The following is a 15,890-nucleotide window of genomic DNA, read 5'->3' as shown; positions in this document are numbered from 1 at the left end:
GCTGCACCCCCGGTCCCGACCGGTCGCCGCCTGCCCTCAGTCCCTGGCCTGGACCGAAGCGCCGAGTTTGCGGGTCAGCCGGGTCAGTTCAGCGAATTCGGTCACGTCCAGGGCGGAGCCCAACACCTCGTGAATATGGCGGACATGTTCGCGGCCGATCTCGCGTTGGATGGCGCTGCCGGCCTCGGTCAGCCAGAGCCGCATCGCGCGCTGGTCCTGCGGGTCGGCGGCACGGGTGATGAAACCCTTGGCCTCGAGCCGGTCAACCATCCGGCTCAGGCTCGGCTGGCTGAGCAGGACGTTCTCGTTGAGCTCACCCAAACGGATCCCACCCTCGGGGCAGCGTTCGAGGGTGACCAGCACGTCGTATTCGCGCATCGTCAACCGTTTGAACGACGGATGGCGTTGGAGCCGTCGCATGATGGTCACCTGGGCCCGGAACAAGGACTCCCAGGCCTGGGTGGTCTCACGGAGGGTGGCGGGCCTAGACATGGGACTCCTCGGGGGTCTTTTCAGGCACCGGGACCTCGTTGCGGGCGGTGGCCGGCTTGATGCCTGCCCGCCGAGCAGCCAGCAGGTTGGCGTGGGTCGGGGGTTCGGGGTGGTCTGCGGGTTTGCGTTTGGCGTATTCGGCACGCAGCTCGGGCAGCACCCGTTCGCCGAACAGGTCCAACTGGTTCAGCACGGTTTTCAGCGGCAGGCCGGCGTGATCGACGAGGAAGAGCTGACGGTGGTAGTCCCCGAAGTACTCCTGGAACGTGAGCGTCTTCTCGATCATTTGCTGCGGGCTGCCCACGGTCAGCGGGGTCTGGGACGTGAAGTCCTCCAGGGAGGGCCCATGGCCATAAACCGGGGCGTTGTCGAAGTAGGGGCGGAACTGTGCCACGGCGTCCTGGGAGTTCTCGGCCAGGTAGAACTGACCGCCGAGGCCCACATAGGCCTGATCGGCCCGGCCATGACCATAGTGTTCGAAGCGCTGACGGTAGAGGCCGATCAGTTCCTGGTAGTGCTCCTTGGGCCAGAAGATGTTGTTGGCGAAGAACCCGTCACCGTAATACGCGGCAATTTCGGCAACCTGGGGTGTGCGGATCGAACCGTGCCAGACGAAGGGGGCGACGCCGTTCAACGGGCGGGGAGTGGAGGTGAAGTTCTGCAGCGCCGTGCGGTGCTTACCGGACCAGGAAACGTTCTCCTCGTCCCAGAGCCGGCGCAGCAGGTGGTAGTTCTCCACGGTCAGTTCCACCGCATCCGCCGAGCTCTTCCCGAACCAGGGATAGACCGGGGCGGTGTTCCCTCGTCCCAGGACCAGATCCGTGCGGCCCCCGGAAAGGTGTTGGAGCATCGCGAAATCTTCGGCAATCTTCACCGGATCGTTGGTGGTGATCAGCGTGGTGGCCGTCGAGAGGGTGATGTGTTCGGTGTGGGCGGCAATATAGGCCAGCTCGGTGGTGGGCGAAGACGAGAAGAACGGTGGGTTGTGATGCTCGCCGATGGCGAAGACATCCATCCCGATCTCTTCGACCTTCCGCGCGATCGCCACCATCGCGGTAATGCGTTCATGCTCGGTCGGCAGCTGACCGGTGGTGGGGTCGGCCGTGATGTCACTAACCGAAAAGACGCCGATTTCCATGGTGCTCCTTCGTGGATCTGACTTTCAGTATGTCAGAAGATATATGCATTTGCATATAAGAACATCAGTCATCTCATGGGTATTCCCAAGTCACGGGCCCGATGGTGTGGCGACGCGGTGAAAGGGGCTGCCGTTAACGAACGGTGGGACGGGTCGCACCCGTCCCACCGTTGAAAACACTGAAAACCTATGTGAGCCCGAGCGACTTATTCGTTGCCGCGGTGACCTCGGCGAGCAGGTCGGGGTTTTCGTTGAGCTTGACCCCGAAGCTGGGGACGATCTCGGTGAGCTTGGATTCCCAGCCGGCGAAGTTCTGCGGGAAGCAGCGACGCAGGACCTCGATCATGATCGGTGCAGCCGTCGAAGCGCCCGGGGAGGCGCCCAACAGCCCCGAGATCGAGCCGTCGGCACTGGTGATGACTTCGGTACCGAACTGCAGGATACCGCCACGCTTCTTATCCTTTTTGATGACCTGTACGCGCTGGCCGGCGGTGATCAGTTCCCAGCCGTCTCCCGAGGCATTGGGGTAGTACTCGCGCAGGGCCTCGTTCTTGGCCTCGCGGCTCTTGAGGACCTCGGTGACCAGATACTTCACCAGGCCGAGGTTGTCCTTGGCGACGGCGAGCATCGGGATGAGGTTACCGGGACGAACCGAGGCGACCAGGTCCAGGTAGGAACCCGACTTCAAGAACTTGGGCGAGAATCCGCCGTAGGGACCGAACATGAGCGAACGCTTGCCGTTGACGAAGCGCGTGTCCAGGTGCGGGACAGACATCGGCGGGGCGCCCACGGACGCCTGGCCGTAGACCTTGGCATGATGGCGGGAAATAACATCTTCGTTGGTGCTGCGCAGGAACTGTCCGGAGACCGGGAAACCACCGAAGCCATGGGCCTCGGGGATGCCTGCTGCCTGGAGCAGGTGCAGGGCGCCGCCACCGGCACCGACGAACACGAACTTCGCGTTCACGGTCTGCTGATCCCCGGTGGCCCTGTTCTTCACGGTCAGCGTCCAGCCGGCACCGTTGCGTTCCAGCCCGGTGACCTTATGGCCGAAGTTCAGATCGACCCCGTCCTCACCCAAGTTGGCAACCAGCTGGCGGGTCAGCGAGCCGAAGTCGACGTCGGTGCCGCCCAGAACGCGGGAAGCGGAAACCCGTTCGCCGGGGTTGCGCCCTTCGGCCACGAGCGGAGCCCATTCGGCGATGGTGGCGAGGTCCTCGGTATGCTCCAGCTGCTCAAAGAGCGGCTGGGTGCGCAGTGAGTCGTAACGCTTCTGGAGGTAGTCGGCGCTGTCGGAGCCGTGGACGAAGCTCATATGCGGCAGCGGATTGATGAAGGAGCTGGGAGTGGAAATCCGCTTCTGGTCCACCAGATGGGAGTAGAACTGGCGGGAGACCTGCCACTGTTCGTTGATGCCCACTGCCTTGGCGGGGTTGACCTTGCCATCGGCGCCGAGTGGGGAGTAGTTCAGTTCGCACAGTGCCGAGTGGCCGGTACCCGCGTTATTCCACGGGTCGGAGGCTTCCTGGCCCGCCTGATCAAGGTTCTCGAACAGGGCGATATCCCAGCTGGGTTCCAGCTGCTTGATGAGCGTTCCCAGCGTTGCACTCATGACCCCACCGCCGATCAGGGCAATATCAACGTTCGATGAGGTGGTTTGGCTCGGCACAGGATTCTCCATCCGACGACTCTGGTGGCTTAAGCCAAGGTTAGCGCGGTCAGATCACCGCCATGAAATCAGGGGGTGCCCTGAGCCGCCCTAGGTGGCGAGCCTCACCCGGTCAAACGGCTCGTCCAGGGTGGGACTGGTGGGGTAATGCATGACCGTATCGTCGGCCGCGACGGCGGAAATCGGGTAAGCCAGCGGGAGGGCGGGCAGATCTTTCGCCAGCTGTTCGCCGATCTGCTGGTAGGTCGTGGCCCGTGGGTCCCCGTTGGGCATCGAACGCGCCTTGACGATCTTTGCGCGCACCTTCGGGGCGTCGTAGCCGAATTCCGGTGACGTGGTGCCAAAGAGGGTACCGATGAAGTTGTCCGGATCCCGGTAGCCGCCGTTCCAGCCCAACAGATGGAAGCCGGGACGCCGTCCGTTGACGACGTTGTCCATATAGCCGTCTTCCCAATCGATCGGGTACGGCTTGATGTTGAACCCTACGGCGGTCAACTGGGCGCTGATTTCGGCATAGATCCGCTCGGGCATCGGCAGGTAGGCGCGAGTGACATTCAACGGATAGGTGAAGGGGATTGGTTCGCCGTCGTATGAGGAACTTTTCAGCAAGGATTTGGCCTTGGGGACGTCATAGCCGAGATAGGTCTGGCCGTCGGGCACCCCGAGGCTCGGCGGTACGAAACTCCGTGCTTCCTTCGTCCCGGAGATGAAGAACTTTTGGATGAGCTCTTGCCGGTTCACGGCATGCGCCACTGCTTGACGGATCTTCCGATCTGCCAGCAAGGGGTTGGACTGGTTCATCCCCAGATACAGGATGGAGAACGGGTCACGCTGCAGGATCTGCTGGCCCTCACGAACGAGCTCACGCAATTCGCCGACGGTGACCATGTCATAGGCGGCGATCTTCTGCCTCCGCAGGGACTGCAAACGCGAGGAGGGATCCCGCAGCACGGCAAAGGTCGCCCTGCCGATCTGGGTACTGTGTCGCCAGTAGTCCTCGTTGGCGACCACGGTGACCGATTCAGCTTCTGCTTCATCAAAGAGGTAGGGGCCGGTGCCGACCGGGTGCCGGCTGAAACCGGTGCTGAGACTGCCCGAAGCATCCTTCTTCGCCTCGTCGGCCTTGTACTTGCGGAGCGCGGAGGGGGAAGCGATGCCGAAACCCGGGAGGGTCAGGGCGTCGATCAAACCGGTGATCGGTTTGGTCAATTTCAGCACGAACGTGTGGGAGTCTACGGCGCGGCAACTGTCGTAGTAACTGGCCGTCACCGTCTTGAACTTGTCCTTCGGCGCCGATTCCTTGCTGGAATCCTTGGTCAGCTTCAACCCGCCGAGGACGTTGGGGGAGAGCAGCATGGATTGGGTGGCCGCCTGGGAGTCCTGCGCAATGCCGGTGTCGCCGGCCGGCTGCACCTCGGTGTGGTGGAAGACCGATTCGAAAGCCTGACCGACCTTTCCTCCGAGATCCTGGGGAAGGTTGGCCCATCGTTCGAAGTTGTGAACGACGGCATCGGCATTGAACTCCGTGCCGTCGTGGAAGGAAACCCCGTCGCGCAAGGTGAAGGTGTAGGTGAGTCCGTCTTTGCTGATCTTCCACTCGGTGGCCAACCCCGGGGTGGGGGCCCCGGTATCCGGGTCAACGCTGATCAGGGATTCGAAGATTTGTCGGGTGACCCGGAAGGATTCGTTATCCGAGGCGAGGGCCGGATCCAGGATGGCCGGTGCCGCAGGGGTGCCGAACCGTATTTCCAGGTTCTTCACGATCGACGTCGAGGGAGGTGCCGCGGTGGGCAGTTCTTCGGGTGTCGTGGCCTTCGTGCAGCCGACCAGCCCCGCCATGGCGATGGAGCCGAGGCCCAACACCGCGCGGCGCGAGGGGCGAATTCCCCGGGAGAACGAGGTACCAGGGCCCTGAACGTCGCCGGGGCGGTTGGTGGACTCCACGCTCACTTGCTCCTTGTCTAGGGGCGCATCCCGTTGTGTTTTGCGGGGCCAATGACGGTCCTGCGACGAGCCGATGGGTGCTTCGTTGTCGTCGTGCATCATCACCTAGTGCGAGCGGGGGGACTTGAACCCCCACGTCCTAAGACACTGGAACCTAAATCCAGCGCGTCTACCAATTCCGCCACGCTCGCTGAGGCCCTCTACATGCGGAAGGCCTCAACCAGTGTAACGGAACCCCTTGCAAGAACCGTGAATTGGCGCCCGCACTTAAGAAACGGTGTCGAGCCCCAAATCTCGGTGCAGTTTTGCCACGTGGCCGGTGGCGCGGACGTTGTACTGGGCGAGCTGGACCTTTCCGTCTTCGCCGACCACGATCGTCGAGCGGATCAGGCCCTCATAGACGCGGCCATAGTTCTTCTTTTCGCCCCAAGCGCCAAAGGCGGCGGCGACGGAGTGGTCCTCATCCGAAAGCACGGGGAACGTCAAGGTTTCCTTCTCGGTGAACTTCGCCAGTTTCGTCGGTGAATCCGGTGATACTCCCAGCACCTGGTAGCCGGCGGCGGCCAGCGAGGAGAGCGAGTCGCGGAAGTCACAGGCCTGTTTGGTGCAGCCGGGGGTCATGGCCGCCGGGTAGAAGTAGACGACGACCTTCCGTCCGGCATAGTCAGAGAGCGAAACCTCGGAGCCGTCCGCGGCGGTCAAGGTGAAAGCGGGCGCTGGCTCGCCGACGGCGAGGCGCTGGGATGGGGTGGTCATGGGCTTCCTCCAAGTGTCTGGATATATAAAAAGAGGCCAGCCTCGCGGCCGGCCTCTTTTATCTGTTGTGCACCCCTCGGGACTTGAACCCGAAACCTACTGATTAAGAGTCAGTTGCTCTGCCAATTGAGCTAGAGGTGCATTATTGCTTCCTGCGAATCCCTTGCGAGGCCGCGCTTTGCAACGAGATGAAACATTACCAGCACTTTTCCGACCGCGCAAAATCGCTTCCCTGAATGGGTTCCGCGTCACATTTCTAGGAATTTTCAGACCCGAATTGGCGGTCGTGCCGGTGATGAATCCTAAGCTGTGTGCATGGAACCCATCTCTACCTTTACTGTCCCTGACCACGACCTGCTCGATGCCTGCTCGCCGCTGCCTAGGGGCGTGCGTTGCGGAGTGTGGGATTTGGACAGCGAACCTCAGGGAGTTGCGCTGGAAGATATCGGAGCGGTGGTTTTGCCGTACTCGATGGCCTCAAAGAAACGGTGGGGAAACGTTCGGAAAGCATCCAATCTCCGCTTGGTCCACACCCAATCCACGGGCTACGACGGCGTGATGGACGCAGTAGGCGAAGACATCGCCATTGCCTCGGCGCACGGAGTCCACGCAGCTGCCACCGCGGAACTGGCCGTCGGACTGCTGATAGCGGCCTTGCGTGGAATGGGCCAAGCGGCACAGAACCAGCTGACTGGCACCTGGGATTCGGCACGCTGGAAGGGGTTGGCCGATCGCCGGGTCGGTTTGATCGGGGTGGGCGGAATCGGCGAGGAAATTCGACGCCGGTTGGAACCCTTCGAGATTGACCTGGTTCGTATCGGCACCCACGCTCGAACCGACGAACATGGGCCGGTGCACGGTCTGGACGAGTTGATGGAGCTTGCCCCCGGGCTCGAAGCCGTTATTGCCATCGTTCCGCTCAACGATTCGACCCACCACCTGTTGGGTCGGGAACTCTTGGCCGCATTGCCAGACGGCTCAGTGGTCGTCAACGTGGCCCGTGGCCCGGTCGTCGATACCGATGCGCTGACAGCGGAAGTCGCATCAGGGCGACTGCACTGTGCCCTCGACGTGACCGACCCCGAGCCTTTGCCCAGCGATCACCCGCTTTGGAAGCTCCCGAACGCGTTGATCACGCCGCATGTCGGCGGTAATACTGAAGCCTTCCCACCCCGGATCGCCCAGCTGCTTCGTGAGCAGATGGCCAGCATGGCTGCGGGGGAGCGGCCGAAGAATCTCGTGCATCAGGGTGAGCACCTGCTCTAGGTCGACGCATGACTCGCGGCAAGACCTGTGGTGTTCCGCTGAGCTAGCGAACCGATGACTATTTCGCCGCGGACTTCTCTCGGAGGAACGGTGAATCACAGACCGGGCCACCGGGGTTATTGGCACAGTCCTGGTCGACCAAGAGTTTCTTGGTGCGCCAAACGCTCATGGGCATGGGGTCACTCGGGACGCTAGCCGTACCGGGAATTGGCATCCATGGCCCGCCATCGACGGAGTATTCGCCGCGATAGGCGGTGTTCAGTTGGATGGTGAAATCGCCGGTCTCCTCATACACGTGGCTGGTGTCCGTCGATTGATCGAAGGTGTGATTCGGCATGGGCTTTCCGGGTTTTTGCAGTTTTCTGCTGTGGCCGTCGCCGTAGTTCCAGAGGTAGGACTGGGGGATCGCCCGGACACGAACAGGTTCGTCATAAATATCGACGTCGAATGTCTGAGGGTTTGGAGTTGCGTACAGGTGTGCGTGACCATTCCGGAGGGAGAATCCTGAGGGCTGGCTGTCAACCTGAGAACCATGAATGGGAAAACTCTGAAACTCTGCAGGAGTGACTTCGGTGGTCCTTTGCTCTTGGACTGCACGCTGAAGATCTTCTGGTTGCGCAGGCGAACCTTCGGGCGCCTGTGGTGGAGGCTCCGTTTTGCAATAGGTGTCCCGTGATACGAGTGCGCCGGCCGGGGTCCGAATAGTGCGGACTTTCAGTGGTTGATTGTCAGAGCATGGAGCTTCATCAAATGTCTTGCAGCTTCCGTTGCCACCAAGTTGTAGGGCGCAGGTAGTCGAATACGAGACTCTGTATTTCATAGAGTTCGAAGGAGCCTTTGCCGTTGATTTCTTAGCTGCACCAGCACGTCCTTTTGGTGGTCTATTTGGCGAAACGTCGGTCTTACGCGTACTCCCCACCTTGTTTTGGTGGCGTTTTCGAGGAGCGATAGACGCGTCTTTTGTCGCTGTAGCATGCCGATTCTCGAATCCAATTATCGCCCCAGAGTCATCATTGGATTGTCTTGTCTGAGGGGCGCCGAAGGCAGCGTTCCCGCCGAATACTAGTGCCAGCGCGAACGCAAAAATAATGGCCCAAACGGGGCGAAAACAACCGACTTTGGTGTTCATTGTTGGACGCTCATGATTCAGGGAACTCCACCGAGTTGACGCGCCATCCATCTTTCCATCCCAAAAAGAAGGAACCGACGACGGGCGTTGAGGTTTCCTCGAGAGTCGTCCGTACGGTTTTGTCTGGATCGTAAACTTGGCCTCCTGCTTGCATGTATGTGAAGGAGACCCAGACTTCATCTGGTCCCTCCTTTTGAGCAGAGCTGATTGAAAGATCGAACGCGCCGCCCGTGTTCCAGCCGCCCTTTTCCTTGTTGTGTTTTGCAGGTTCGATAATGGCCTCGTCGCATAGTTCGCAGTCCGAGGAGGAAACCTTGCTGATGGGTTTCGACTCGTTGGTCACCGAGGTGTATTCGATAAGTTCGAAGTAGTACTTGGTGAATTCGGCTGCGCCCTCAAGGTCGTGCTTCTTGGCCTTTACAGGCATTTTTGGCACGGGCCAATTCTTGGCGGGGCCATCGGAGCTTGCGGCTATCGGAGTTGGTGAGGCGGACTTCGTTGTGGGGGAGGCAGCAGTGCTGCTGTTCTTATTGCCTGTTGACGCTGAGGCTGGGGATGAGGACGATTTGGCGTCACTGGAATTCGTGGTTTCTGCGCCGTCCGAGGGCGAGCAGGCGCTGAGGGCGATGGCGATGGCTACTCCAACGGCGAATCTGCTGAGCGTCTTTCTTGCGATCGTGACCGGCATGAGGCCTCCGGGTTCGACAATGAAACGGGCGTAAAAGCACCCTAGCCCGGAAATCAACGCGGTTGAATAGTTATCCACAACTCAGTGTTGGGGGCAACCTTGAAAGGGAAAATACTGGCCAATGGTGACCAGCGAAGATGCGGTGGACGCCTATTCCAGGTGCAGCGACTAGCCTCCGCAGCTGGTGGAGTCAGGAGTCCTAGCGATGCTGGGGCTGGCCGGAGATGCCGACGAGAGTGGCGGAAACGTCCTCCAGCGCCGTATGCATCCACGACACGGCGACTTCGTCATCCGCATCGCCAGGCTGAATGTGGAGCCTCATGTACTGGTCGATTTCGAACCCGAGCATCTCGAGCAGGCCGAGAATGCGCTCAAGGGAGTATGCCGTGGTGGCAAGGCTCAAAGACTGGCAGCCGGCACTGGAGGTCAGGGACGTATCTCGGGGAGTGCTGCCCTGCCCCAGATCCTCGAGGGGATTTCTGCCTTCGTGTTCTTGAAGCATGGCGCCCCTGCCTGTACTCGCGGTCGTGGAAACTCGGGTAGGAATCCGCCAAGGCGCTACGGCACTGCCATGTCCTTCCGACTGCTGGCAGCACGATAAACAAGGTCTAAAGATAATATCTGGACGCCACCGACGCAAACGCGAAACGGGTTTCGTGGATCAACGAATAATTCTGATTGCGACTACTGGTCCCCGACAAGGTTTCCTGACTCACCGAAACCGTCCAAAAGGGTCAGGAACTCATCGAAAAACGCCGAGAAGTCCTCGGCGTCGTGGTGCTGCCGGAGTCTGACCCGGGTGCCCGGGGCACTGGTCGCGGCGGGTGGGAGATCAACTGTCGTTTCCGGGGCAACCTCGAAGCGGTAGACGCGACCGGTGCTGGTCCCCACCTCGTGGCCACCGGCACGATCCTCGGCCAAATGACTGAGGTTGGTCAGGTTGATCGCCACGGCTGGTTCAAGGGCCGCCAACGTCCCCGCATGCAAGGGGGCAACAAGGATTTCCATCGGCTCGCGTCGGTATCCGACAATATATTTGCCGCCTTCACCGGCACGCCCCGTCGCGTAGACGAGGTTGTAGCTACCGAAATTAGGGATCTGCTGATCGAAGGCGCGGTGCAGATGGGCCTTGAGCGTCGAGTCTTCCGTCGTCTCGGGCGCGCTGACGTCACTGTCTGTTTTCCCCATGCCGTCCATCCTAAAGGGAATGGACTGATAGTTCAGGGCAAATGTTTCAAAAGCAGGTCACGGGTTCGTTGCGTTTGCCGGGGAGTTCTAGACTCTGGTTTATGAGCCAGGACAGCACCATAGACATCAAGCCACGCAGCCGCGCCGTCACCGACGGCATCCATGCGGCCCCGGCCCGCGGAATGTTCCGCGCGGTCGGCATGGGAGACGACGACTTCGCCAAGCCGCAAATTGGCGTGGCCAGCTCGTGGAACGAAATTACTCCCTGCAACCTCTCCCTGAACCGGTTGGCGCAGGCCTCCAAGGAAGGTGTCCACTCAGGTGGCGGCTTCCCCATGCAGTTCGGCACCATTTCTGTTTCCGACGGCATCTCCATGGGCCACGAGGGCATGCATTTCTCTCTCGTCTCGCGTGAGGTCATCGCCGACTCGGTGGAAACGGTCATGATGGCCGAACGCATCGATGGATCGGTCCTGCTGGCCGGCTGCGATAAGTCCCTACCCGGCATGTTGATGGCCGCGGCACGGCTCGATTTGGCCAGTGTGTTCGTGTACGCCGGATCGATCATGCCCGGCACCGCCAAGCTCGAGGACGGCACGGAGAAGGAAGTCACTCTCATTGACGCCTTCGAAGCCGTTGGGGCCTGTGCTGCAGGCAAGATGAGCGAAAAGGATCTGGACACCATCGAACGGGCCATCTGCCCGGGCGAAGGAGCCTGCGGCGGCATGTACACCGCCAACACGATGGCCTGCATCGGCGAGGCGCTGGGCATGTCGCTGCCCGGCTCAGCAGCCCCGCCCTCGGCGGACCGCCGCCGCGATATGTTCGCGCGCAAGTCCGGCGAAGCCGTGGTGAACATGCTGCGCAAGGGCATCACCGCCCGCGACATCATGACCCGCAAGGCCTTCGAGAACGCGATCGCCGTGACCATGGCCTTCGGCGGCTCCACCAACGCAGTGCTCCACCTGCTCGCCATCGCCCGCGAAGCAAACGTTGACCTCAAACTCGAGGACTTCAACCGCATCGGCGATAAGATCCCGCACCTGGGGGACCTGAAGCCCTTCGGCGAATACGTGATGTACGACGTCGATAAGATCGGCGGCGTTCCGGTGGTCATGAAGGCACTGCTCGACGCGGGCCTGATCCACGGGGACTGCCTGACAGTTACCGGTAAAACCGTGGCCGAGAACCTGGCCGATATTGAGCCCCCGGCACTGGACGGACACGTCCTGCGCGCGCTGGACAACCCCATCCACGCCACCGGCGGGATCACCGTGCTCATGGGGTCGATGGCTCCCGAGGGTGCGGTCGTCAAGAGCGCCGGCTTCGACGCTGACGTCTTCGAGGGCAGCGCCCGCGTCTTCGAGCGCGAACAGGGTGCCCTGGACGCGCTGGATCAGGGTGAGATCAAGGCTGGCGACGTCGTCGTCATCCGCTATGAAGGGCCCAAGGGTGGACCCGGAATGCGCGAGATGCTCGCCATTACCGGAGCCATCAAGGGGGCCGGGCTGGGCAAGGACGTACTGCTCCTGACCGACGGACGGTTCTCCGGAGGGACGACCGGCCTGTGCATCGGGCACGTGGCACCCGAAGCCGTGGACGCCGGCCCGATCGCCTTCGTCAAGGACGGGGACAGGATCCGCGTGGACATTGCCGCCCGCTCCTTCGACCTGTTGGTGGACGAAGCGGAACTGGCATCCCGCCGTGAAGGCTGGGAGCCGCTGCCGGCCAAGTTCACCACCGGCGTGCTGGGCAAATACGCCAAGCTCGTGAAGTCCGCCAGCACGGGAGCCTACTGTGGCTAACTAAGGCAACGGGATGCGACGTCCGGGCACCGGGCATGTCCACGGACTGGACGTCGCGTCCACATGTTGAGACAGGCAGTGGGTTTCGTTGACAGCCCCCGCAGCACCGGGGAAACTGAAGACATGCAGATCCGAACCGAAGTCCTACTAGTTACCAAGCGCGGAGCCTAAGCCTCGTTTGTAGGACACGGTGACGCGCGAACCCCTCTGAAGCCATGATGGCCAGCGGGGTATTTTTATGCGCAGAACTAGAGAAGAGAAGGAATATCCGATGAGTAACGGAACACCCATCAGCCCGTCACTGGTGGCCCAGGCCGCCGGCCGTGCCAAGGATCATGCTCCTGTCTCTTCCACCGTGGATGCCTCGAACCCTGTCCAGGGTCCGAATAACACCGTGGCACCCACTGAGATGACTGGCTCACAAGCCATCGTCCGCTCGCTGGAAGAACTGGGCGTCAAAGACGTCTTCGGGTTGCCGGGAGGGGCTATCCTGCCCACCTACGACCCACTGATGGACTCGACCAGGCTCAACCATGTCCTGGTCCGCCATGAACAGGGCGCAGGCCACGCGGCACAGGGCTACGCCATGGTCACCGGGGAAGTCGGGGTATGCATCGTCACCTCCGGCCCCGGCGCCACCAACCTCGTCACCGCCATTGCCGACGCCCATATGGACTCGGTCCCCATGGTCGCCATTACCGGACAGGTGCATTCGGCCTTCATCGGTACGGACGCCTTCCAGGAGGCGGACATCGTCGGCATCACCATGCCGATCACCAAGCACTCCTTCTTGGTGACCAAGGCCGCCGATATCCCGCGGGTGATGGCCGAAGCCTTCCATATCGCCGCCACGGGACGGCCGGGGCCGGTCCTGGTGGACATCACCAAGGACGCCCAGCAGGGCAAGGCAGATTTCTCCTGGCCGCCAAAGATTGACCTGCCGGGCTACCGCACCGTCGTGCGTGGTCATGCCAAGCAGGTCCGCGAGGCCGCCAAGCTGATCGGCGCCTCCAAACGCCCGGCCTTCTACGTCGGTGGCGGCATCATCAAGGGCCATGCCTCGGCCGAGCTCATCGAGCTGGCCGAACTGGTCGGAGCCCCGGTGGCCACCACCCTGCAGGCCCGCGGCGGCTTCCCCGACTCGCATGACCTGCACGTGGGGATGCCCGGCATGCACGGCTCGGTCTCGGCAGTCACGGCCCTGCAGCAGTCTGACCTGCTCATCACCCTCGGCGCCCGGTTCGATGACCGCGTGACCGGGGTGCTGTCCACCTTCGCCCCGTATGCCAAGGTCATCCACGCTGATATCGACCCCGCCGAAATCTCCAAGAACCGCACCGCCGATGTTCCGATCGTCGGCTCGGTCAAGGAGATCCTGCCCGAGCTGACCGAAGCCTGCCGGGCACGGTTCGCCAGCGACGGCCACCCGGATCTGACCCAGTGGTGGTCGACCCTGGACCGGTTGCGCAAGACCTACCCGATCGGTTTCACCGAAACCGAGGACGGTCTCACCGCACCGCAACGGGTCATCGAACGCATCGGTGCCCTGACCGGGCCCGAAGGCGTCTACGCGGCAGGGGTCGGCCAGCACCAGATGTGGGCGGCACAGTTCGTGAAGTACGAACGCCCCCACCAGTGGCTGAACTCCGGTGGCCTGGGAACGATGGGCTACGCCGTTCCGGCGGCCATGGGCGCGAAGGTCGGCAACCCCGACCGCGTGGTCTGGGCCATCGACGGCGACGGCTGCTTCCAGATGACCAACCAGGAACTGGCGACCTGCGTGATCAACAAGATCCCGATCAAGGTGGCGGTCATCAACAACTCCTCCCTGGGCATGGTCCGCCAATGGCAGACCCTGTTCTACGACGGCCGTTACTCCAGCACCGACCTGAACACCGGTCACGGAACGGCGCGGGTGCCCGATTTCGTCAAACTCGCCGACGCCTACGGTTGCGTGGGGTTGCGCTGCGAACGCGATGAGGACATCGACGCCACGATCCAGCAGGCGCTGGAAATCAATGACCGTCCGGTCGTGATCGACTTCGTCGTCAGTGCCGACGCCATGGTGTGGCCGATGGTCCCCACCGGCGTGAGCAATGATGCGATCCAGATCGCCCGCGGCATGACCCCCGAATGGGAAGAGGAGGACTAGGACCATGGCACGCCATACCCTTTCAGTGCTCGTGGAGGACGTCCCCGGCGTCCTGACCCGCGTGGCCGGTCTGTTCGCCCGCAGGGCGTTCAACATCAACTCATTGGCCGTCGGCCCCACCGAAGTGCCCGGGATGTCTCGGGTGACCGTCGTGGTCGACGCCGAAGGAGACCTCCTCGAGCAGGTGACCAAGCAGCTCAATAAGCTGATCAACGTCATCAAGATCGTTGAACTGACCCCCGATTCCTCGGTGCAGCGCGACCATATCCTGGTCAAGGTGCGTGCCGACGCAGCCACCCGGCTGCAGGTCACCCAGGCGGCGGACCTCTTCCGGGCCTCCATCGTGGACGTGGCCACGGACTCAGTGGTCATCGAGGCCACCGGCACCCCGGATAAACTCGATGCGCTGTTGGCCGTCCTGGAACCCTTCGGGGTCCGCGAAATCGTTCAATCCGGCACCCTGGCCATCGGCCGCGGTTCCAAATCGATGTCGGACCGCGCCCTGCGTGCGGTCTCCGCCTGAACACCAACAAAATACTTCCAGACTCAGATACCGAATAGCACCAAGGAGTTATCACCGTGACCGACATGTACTACGACGACGACGCAGACCTTTCGATCATCCAGGGCCGCAAGGTGGCCGTGATCGGCTACGGCTCGCAGGGCCACGCCCACGCGCTGAGCCTGCGCGATTCCGGCGTCGACGTCCGCGTCGGCCTGCGCGAAGGATCAGCCTCGCGCGCCAAGGCCGAGGCAGAGGGCCTGCGGGTCGTGGGTGTCGCCGAGGCGGCAGCCGAAGCAGATGTGATCATGCTCCTGGCACCGGATCAGATCCAGTCCAAGGTCTACCAGGACGAGATCGCTTCGAACCTGGTGGCCGGCGACGCACTGTTCTTCGGGCACGGCTTCAACATCCGCTTCGGCTACATCCAGCCGCCGGCAGATGTCGACGTTGCCATGGTCGCCCCCAAGGGACCGGGCCATATCGTCCGTCGCGAATTCGAAGCAGGCCGTGGCGTCCCGGACCTCATCGCCGTGGAACAGAACCCTTCGGGTCAGGCCAAGGAATTGGCCCTCTCCTACGCCAAGGGCATCGGCGGAACCCGTGCGGGCGTCATTGAGACCACCTTCACCGAAGAAACCGAAACCGACCTCTTCGGCGAGCAGGCAGTGCTCTGCGGCGGCGCCTCCCAGCTGGTGCAGTACGGCTTCGAGGTCCTGACCGAAGCCGGCTACAAGCCAGAGATCGCCTACTTCGAGGTCCTCCACGAGCTCAAGCTCATCGTTGACCTGATGGTCGAAGGCGGCATCGCCAAGCAGCGCTGGTCCGTTTCCGACACCGCCGAATACGGCGACTACGTTTCCGGCCCGCGGGTGATCACCCCCGAGGTGAAGGAAAACATGAAGGCCGTCCTCGCCGACGTCCAGAACGGCTCCTTCGCCAAGCGCTTCATGGATGACCAGGCAGCCGGCGGGAAGGAATTCCTTGAGCTGCGCAAGAAGGGCGAGGATCACCCGATCGAGTCCACCGGCCGGGACCTGCGCAAGTTGTTCTCCTGGATCCAGACCGACGACGACTACACCGACGGCGTCACCGCCCGCTAGATCGACAGCGCCCCGGGGCACCCACAGCACGACGGCGATCGCCCGTCCCGTTCCGACG

At 62.1% G+C, this 15,890-nt stretch carries 15 protein-coding genes and 2 tRNA genes; 6 read left to right on the top strand and 11 right to left on the bottom strand.

Annotation, left to right across the window (positions count from 1 at the left end):
* Positions 1–36: 36 nt before the first annotated feature.
* The 7 genes from CIK75_RS07875 to CIK75_RS07845 all read right to left on the bottom strand — a co-directional run bounded on the left by CIK75_RS07875 (position 37) and on the right by CIK75_RS07845 (position 6,140).
* Complete coding sequence (locus tag CIK75_RS07875; RefSeq protein ID WP_096223555.1) at positions 37–492, bottom strand: MarR family transcriptional regulator; 456 nt, start codon at positions 490–492, stop codon at positions 37–39.
* Entirely contained in the window at positions 485–1,630 is a 1,146-nt protein-coding gene (locus tag CIK75_RS07870; protein WP_096223554.1) for an LLM class flavin-dependent oxidoreductase, read from the bottom strand. The genes CIK75_RS07875 and CIK75_RS07870 overlap by 8 nt, the downstream gene beginning before the upstream one ends.
* Before the next feature lie 187 nt (positions 1,631–1,817).
* Positions 1,818–3,311 carry a malate:quinone oxidoreductase gene (locus CIK75_RS07865; RefSeq protein ID WP_241895362.1) on the bottom strand — a complete coding sequence of 498 codons (1,494 nt, stop codon included), beginning with the start codon at positions 3,309–3,311 and terminating at the stop codon, positions 1,818–1,820.
* A 78-nt stretch (positions 3,312–3,389) separates the two neighbouring features.
* Complete coding sequence (locus CIK75_RS07860) at positions 3,390–5,243, bottom strand: ABC transporter substrate-binding protein (protein ID WP_158225923.1); 1,854 nt, start codon at positions 5,241–5,243, stop codon at positions 3,390–3,392.
* Between the two features lie 109 nt (positions 5,244–5,352).
* Positions 5,353–5,434, bottom strand: a tRNA-Leu gene (locus CIK75_RS07855).
* Between the two features lie 76 nt (positions 5,435–5,510).
* On the bottom strand, positions 5,511–5,999 hold the full coding sequence (gene bcp / locus CIK75_RS07850) for a thioredoxin-dependent thiol peroxidase (RefSeq protein WP_096223552.1): 489 nt from the start codon (positions 5,997–5,999) through the stop codon (positions 5,511–5,513).
* 68 nt (positions 6,000–6,067) lie between these two features.
* Positions 6,068–6,140, bottom strand: a tRNA-Lys gene (locus tag CIK75_RS07845).
* A gap of 174 nt (positions 6,141–6,314) precedes the next feature.
* Between CIK75_RS07845 and CIK75_RS07840 the strand changes: the two genes are divergently transcribed.
* Positions 6,315–7,265: a 2-hydroxyacid dehydrogenase gene (locus CIK75_RS07840; RefSeq protein WP_096223551.1), complete on the top strand. Its 951-nt coding sequence runs from the start codon at positions 6,315–6,317 to the stop codon at positions 7,263–7,265.
* A 58-nt stretch (positions 7,266–7,323) separates the two neighbouring features.
* On the opposite strand, the gene CIK75_RS07835 is transcribed toward CIK75_RS07840, so the two are convergent.
* On the bottom strand, positions 7,324–7,602 hold the full coding sequence (locus CIK75_RS07835) for a hypothetical protein (protein WP_096223550.1): 279 nt from the start codon (positions 7,600–7,602) through the stop codon (positions 7,324–7,326).
* An 802-nt stretch (positions 7,603–8,404) separates the two neighbouring features.
* Positions 8,405–8,869: a DUF6318 family protein gene (locus CIK75_RS16420; RefSeq protein ID WP_256382353.1), complete on the bottom strand. Its 465-nt coding sequence runs from the start codon at positions 8,867–8,869 to the stop codon at positions 8,405–8,407.
* Positions 8,870–8,909: 40 nt separating this feature from the next.
* Here CIK75_RS16420 and CIK75_RS16415 point away from each other — a divergent pair, with 40 nt between their 5' ends.
* Positions 8,910–9,116, top strand: coding sequence for a hypothetical protein (locus tag CIK75_RS16415; RefSeq protein WP_206745476.1), 207 nt, complete (start codon positions 8,910–8,912; stop codon positions 9,114–9,116).
* 165 nt (positions 9,117–9,281) lie between these two features.
* Here CIK75_RS16415 and CIK75_RS07820 read toward each other — a convergent pair whose 3' ends face one another.
* The gene (locus tag CIK75_RS07820) at positions 9,282–9,584 is read right to left on the bottom strand and encodes a hypothetical protein (RefSeq protein ID WP_096223547.1); all 303 of its coding nucleotides are present in this window, start codon (positions 9,582–9,584) and stop codon (positions 9,282–9,284) included.
* Between the two features lie 182 nt (positions 9,585–9,766).
* Positions 9,767–10,270 (bottom strand): hypothetical protein, encoded by a 504-nt coding sequence (locus tag CIK75_RS07815; protein ID WP_096223546.1) that lies wholly within the window; start codon positions 10,268–10,270, stop codon positions 9,767–9,769.
* Positions 10,271–10,371: 101 nt separating this feature from the next.
* On the opposite strand from CIK75_RS07815, the gene ilvD reads away from it, so the two are divergent.
* The 4 genes from ilvD (at position 10,372) to ilvC (ending at position 15,832) form a co-directional block, all read left to right on the top strand.
* Positions 10,372–12,075, top strand: a complete 1,704-nt coding sequence (ilvD, locus tag CIK75_RS07810) for a dihydroxy-acid dehydratase (RefSeq protein WP_096223545.1) — start codon at positions 10,372–10,374, stop codon at positions 12,073–12,075.
* 271 nt (positions 12,076–12,346) lie between these two features.
* Positions 12,347–14,227 (top strand): acetolactate synthase large subunit, encoded by a 1,881-nt coding sequence (locus CIK75_RS07805; RefSeq protein WP_096223544.1) that lies wholly within the window; start codon positions 12,347–12,349, stop codon positions 14,225–14,227.
* A gap of 4 nt (positions 14,228–14,231) precedes the next feature.
* Positions 14,232–14,750, top strand: a complete 519-nt coding sequence (ilvN, locus tag CIK75_RS07800; RefSeq protein WP_086998562.1) for an acetolactate synthase small subunit — start codon at positions 14,232–14,234, stop codon at positions 14,748–14,750.
* Positions 14,751–14,806: 56 nt separating this feature from the next.
* Positions 14,807–15,832 carry a ketol-acid reductoisomerase gene (gene ilvC / locus CIK75_RS07795; RefSeq protein ID WP_198962408.1) on the top strand — a complete coding sequence of 342 codons (1,026 nt, stop codon included), beginning with the start codon at positions 14,807–14,809 and terminating at the stop codon, positions 15,830–15,832.
* Positions 15,833–15,890: the final 58 nt, after the last annotated feature.

It is taken from the genome of Glutamicibacter sp. BW78 (assembly GCF_002332245.1).
In the GTDB taxonomy this organism is placed as follows: Bacteria; Actinomycetota; Actinomycetes; order Actinomycetales; family Micrococcaceae; genus Arthrobacter_H; species Arthrobacter_H rhombi_A.
This window is presented reverse-complemented; position numbering and strand designations above follow the sequence as displayed.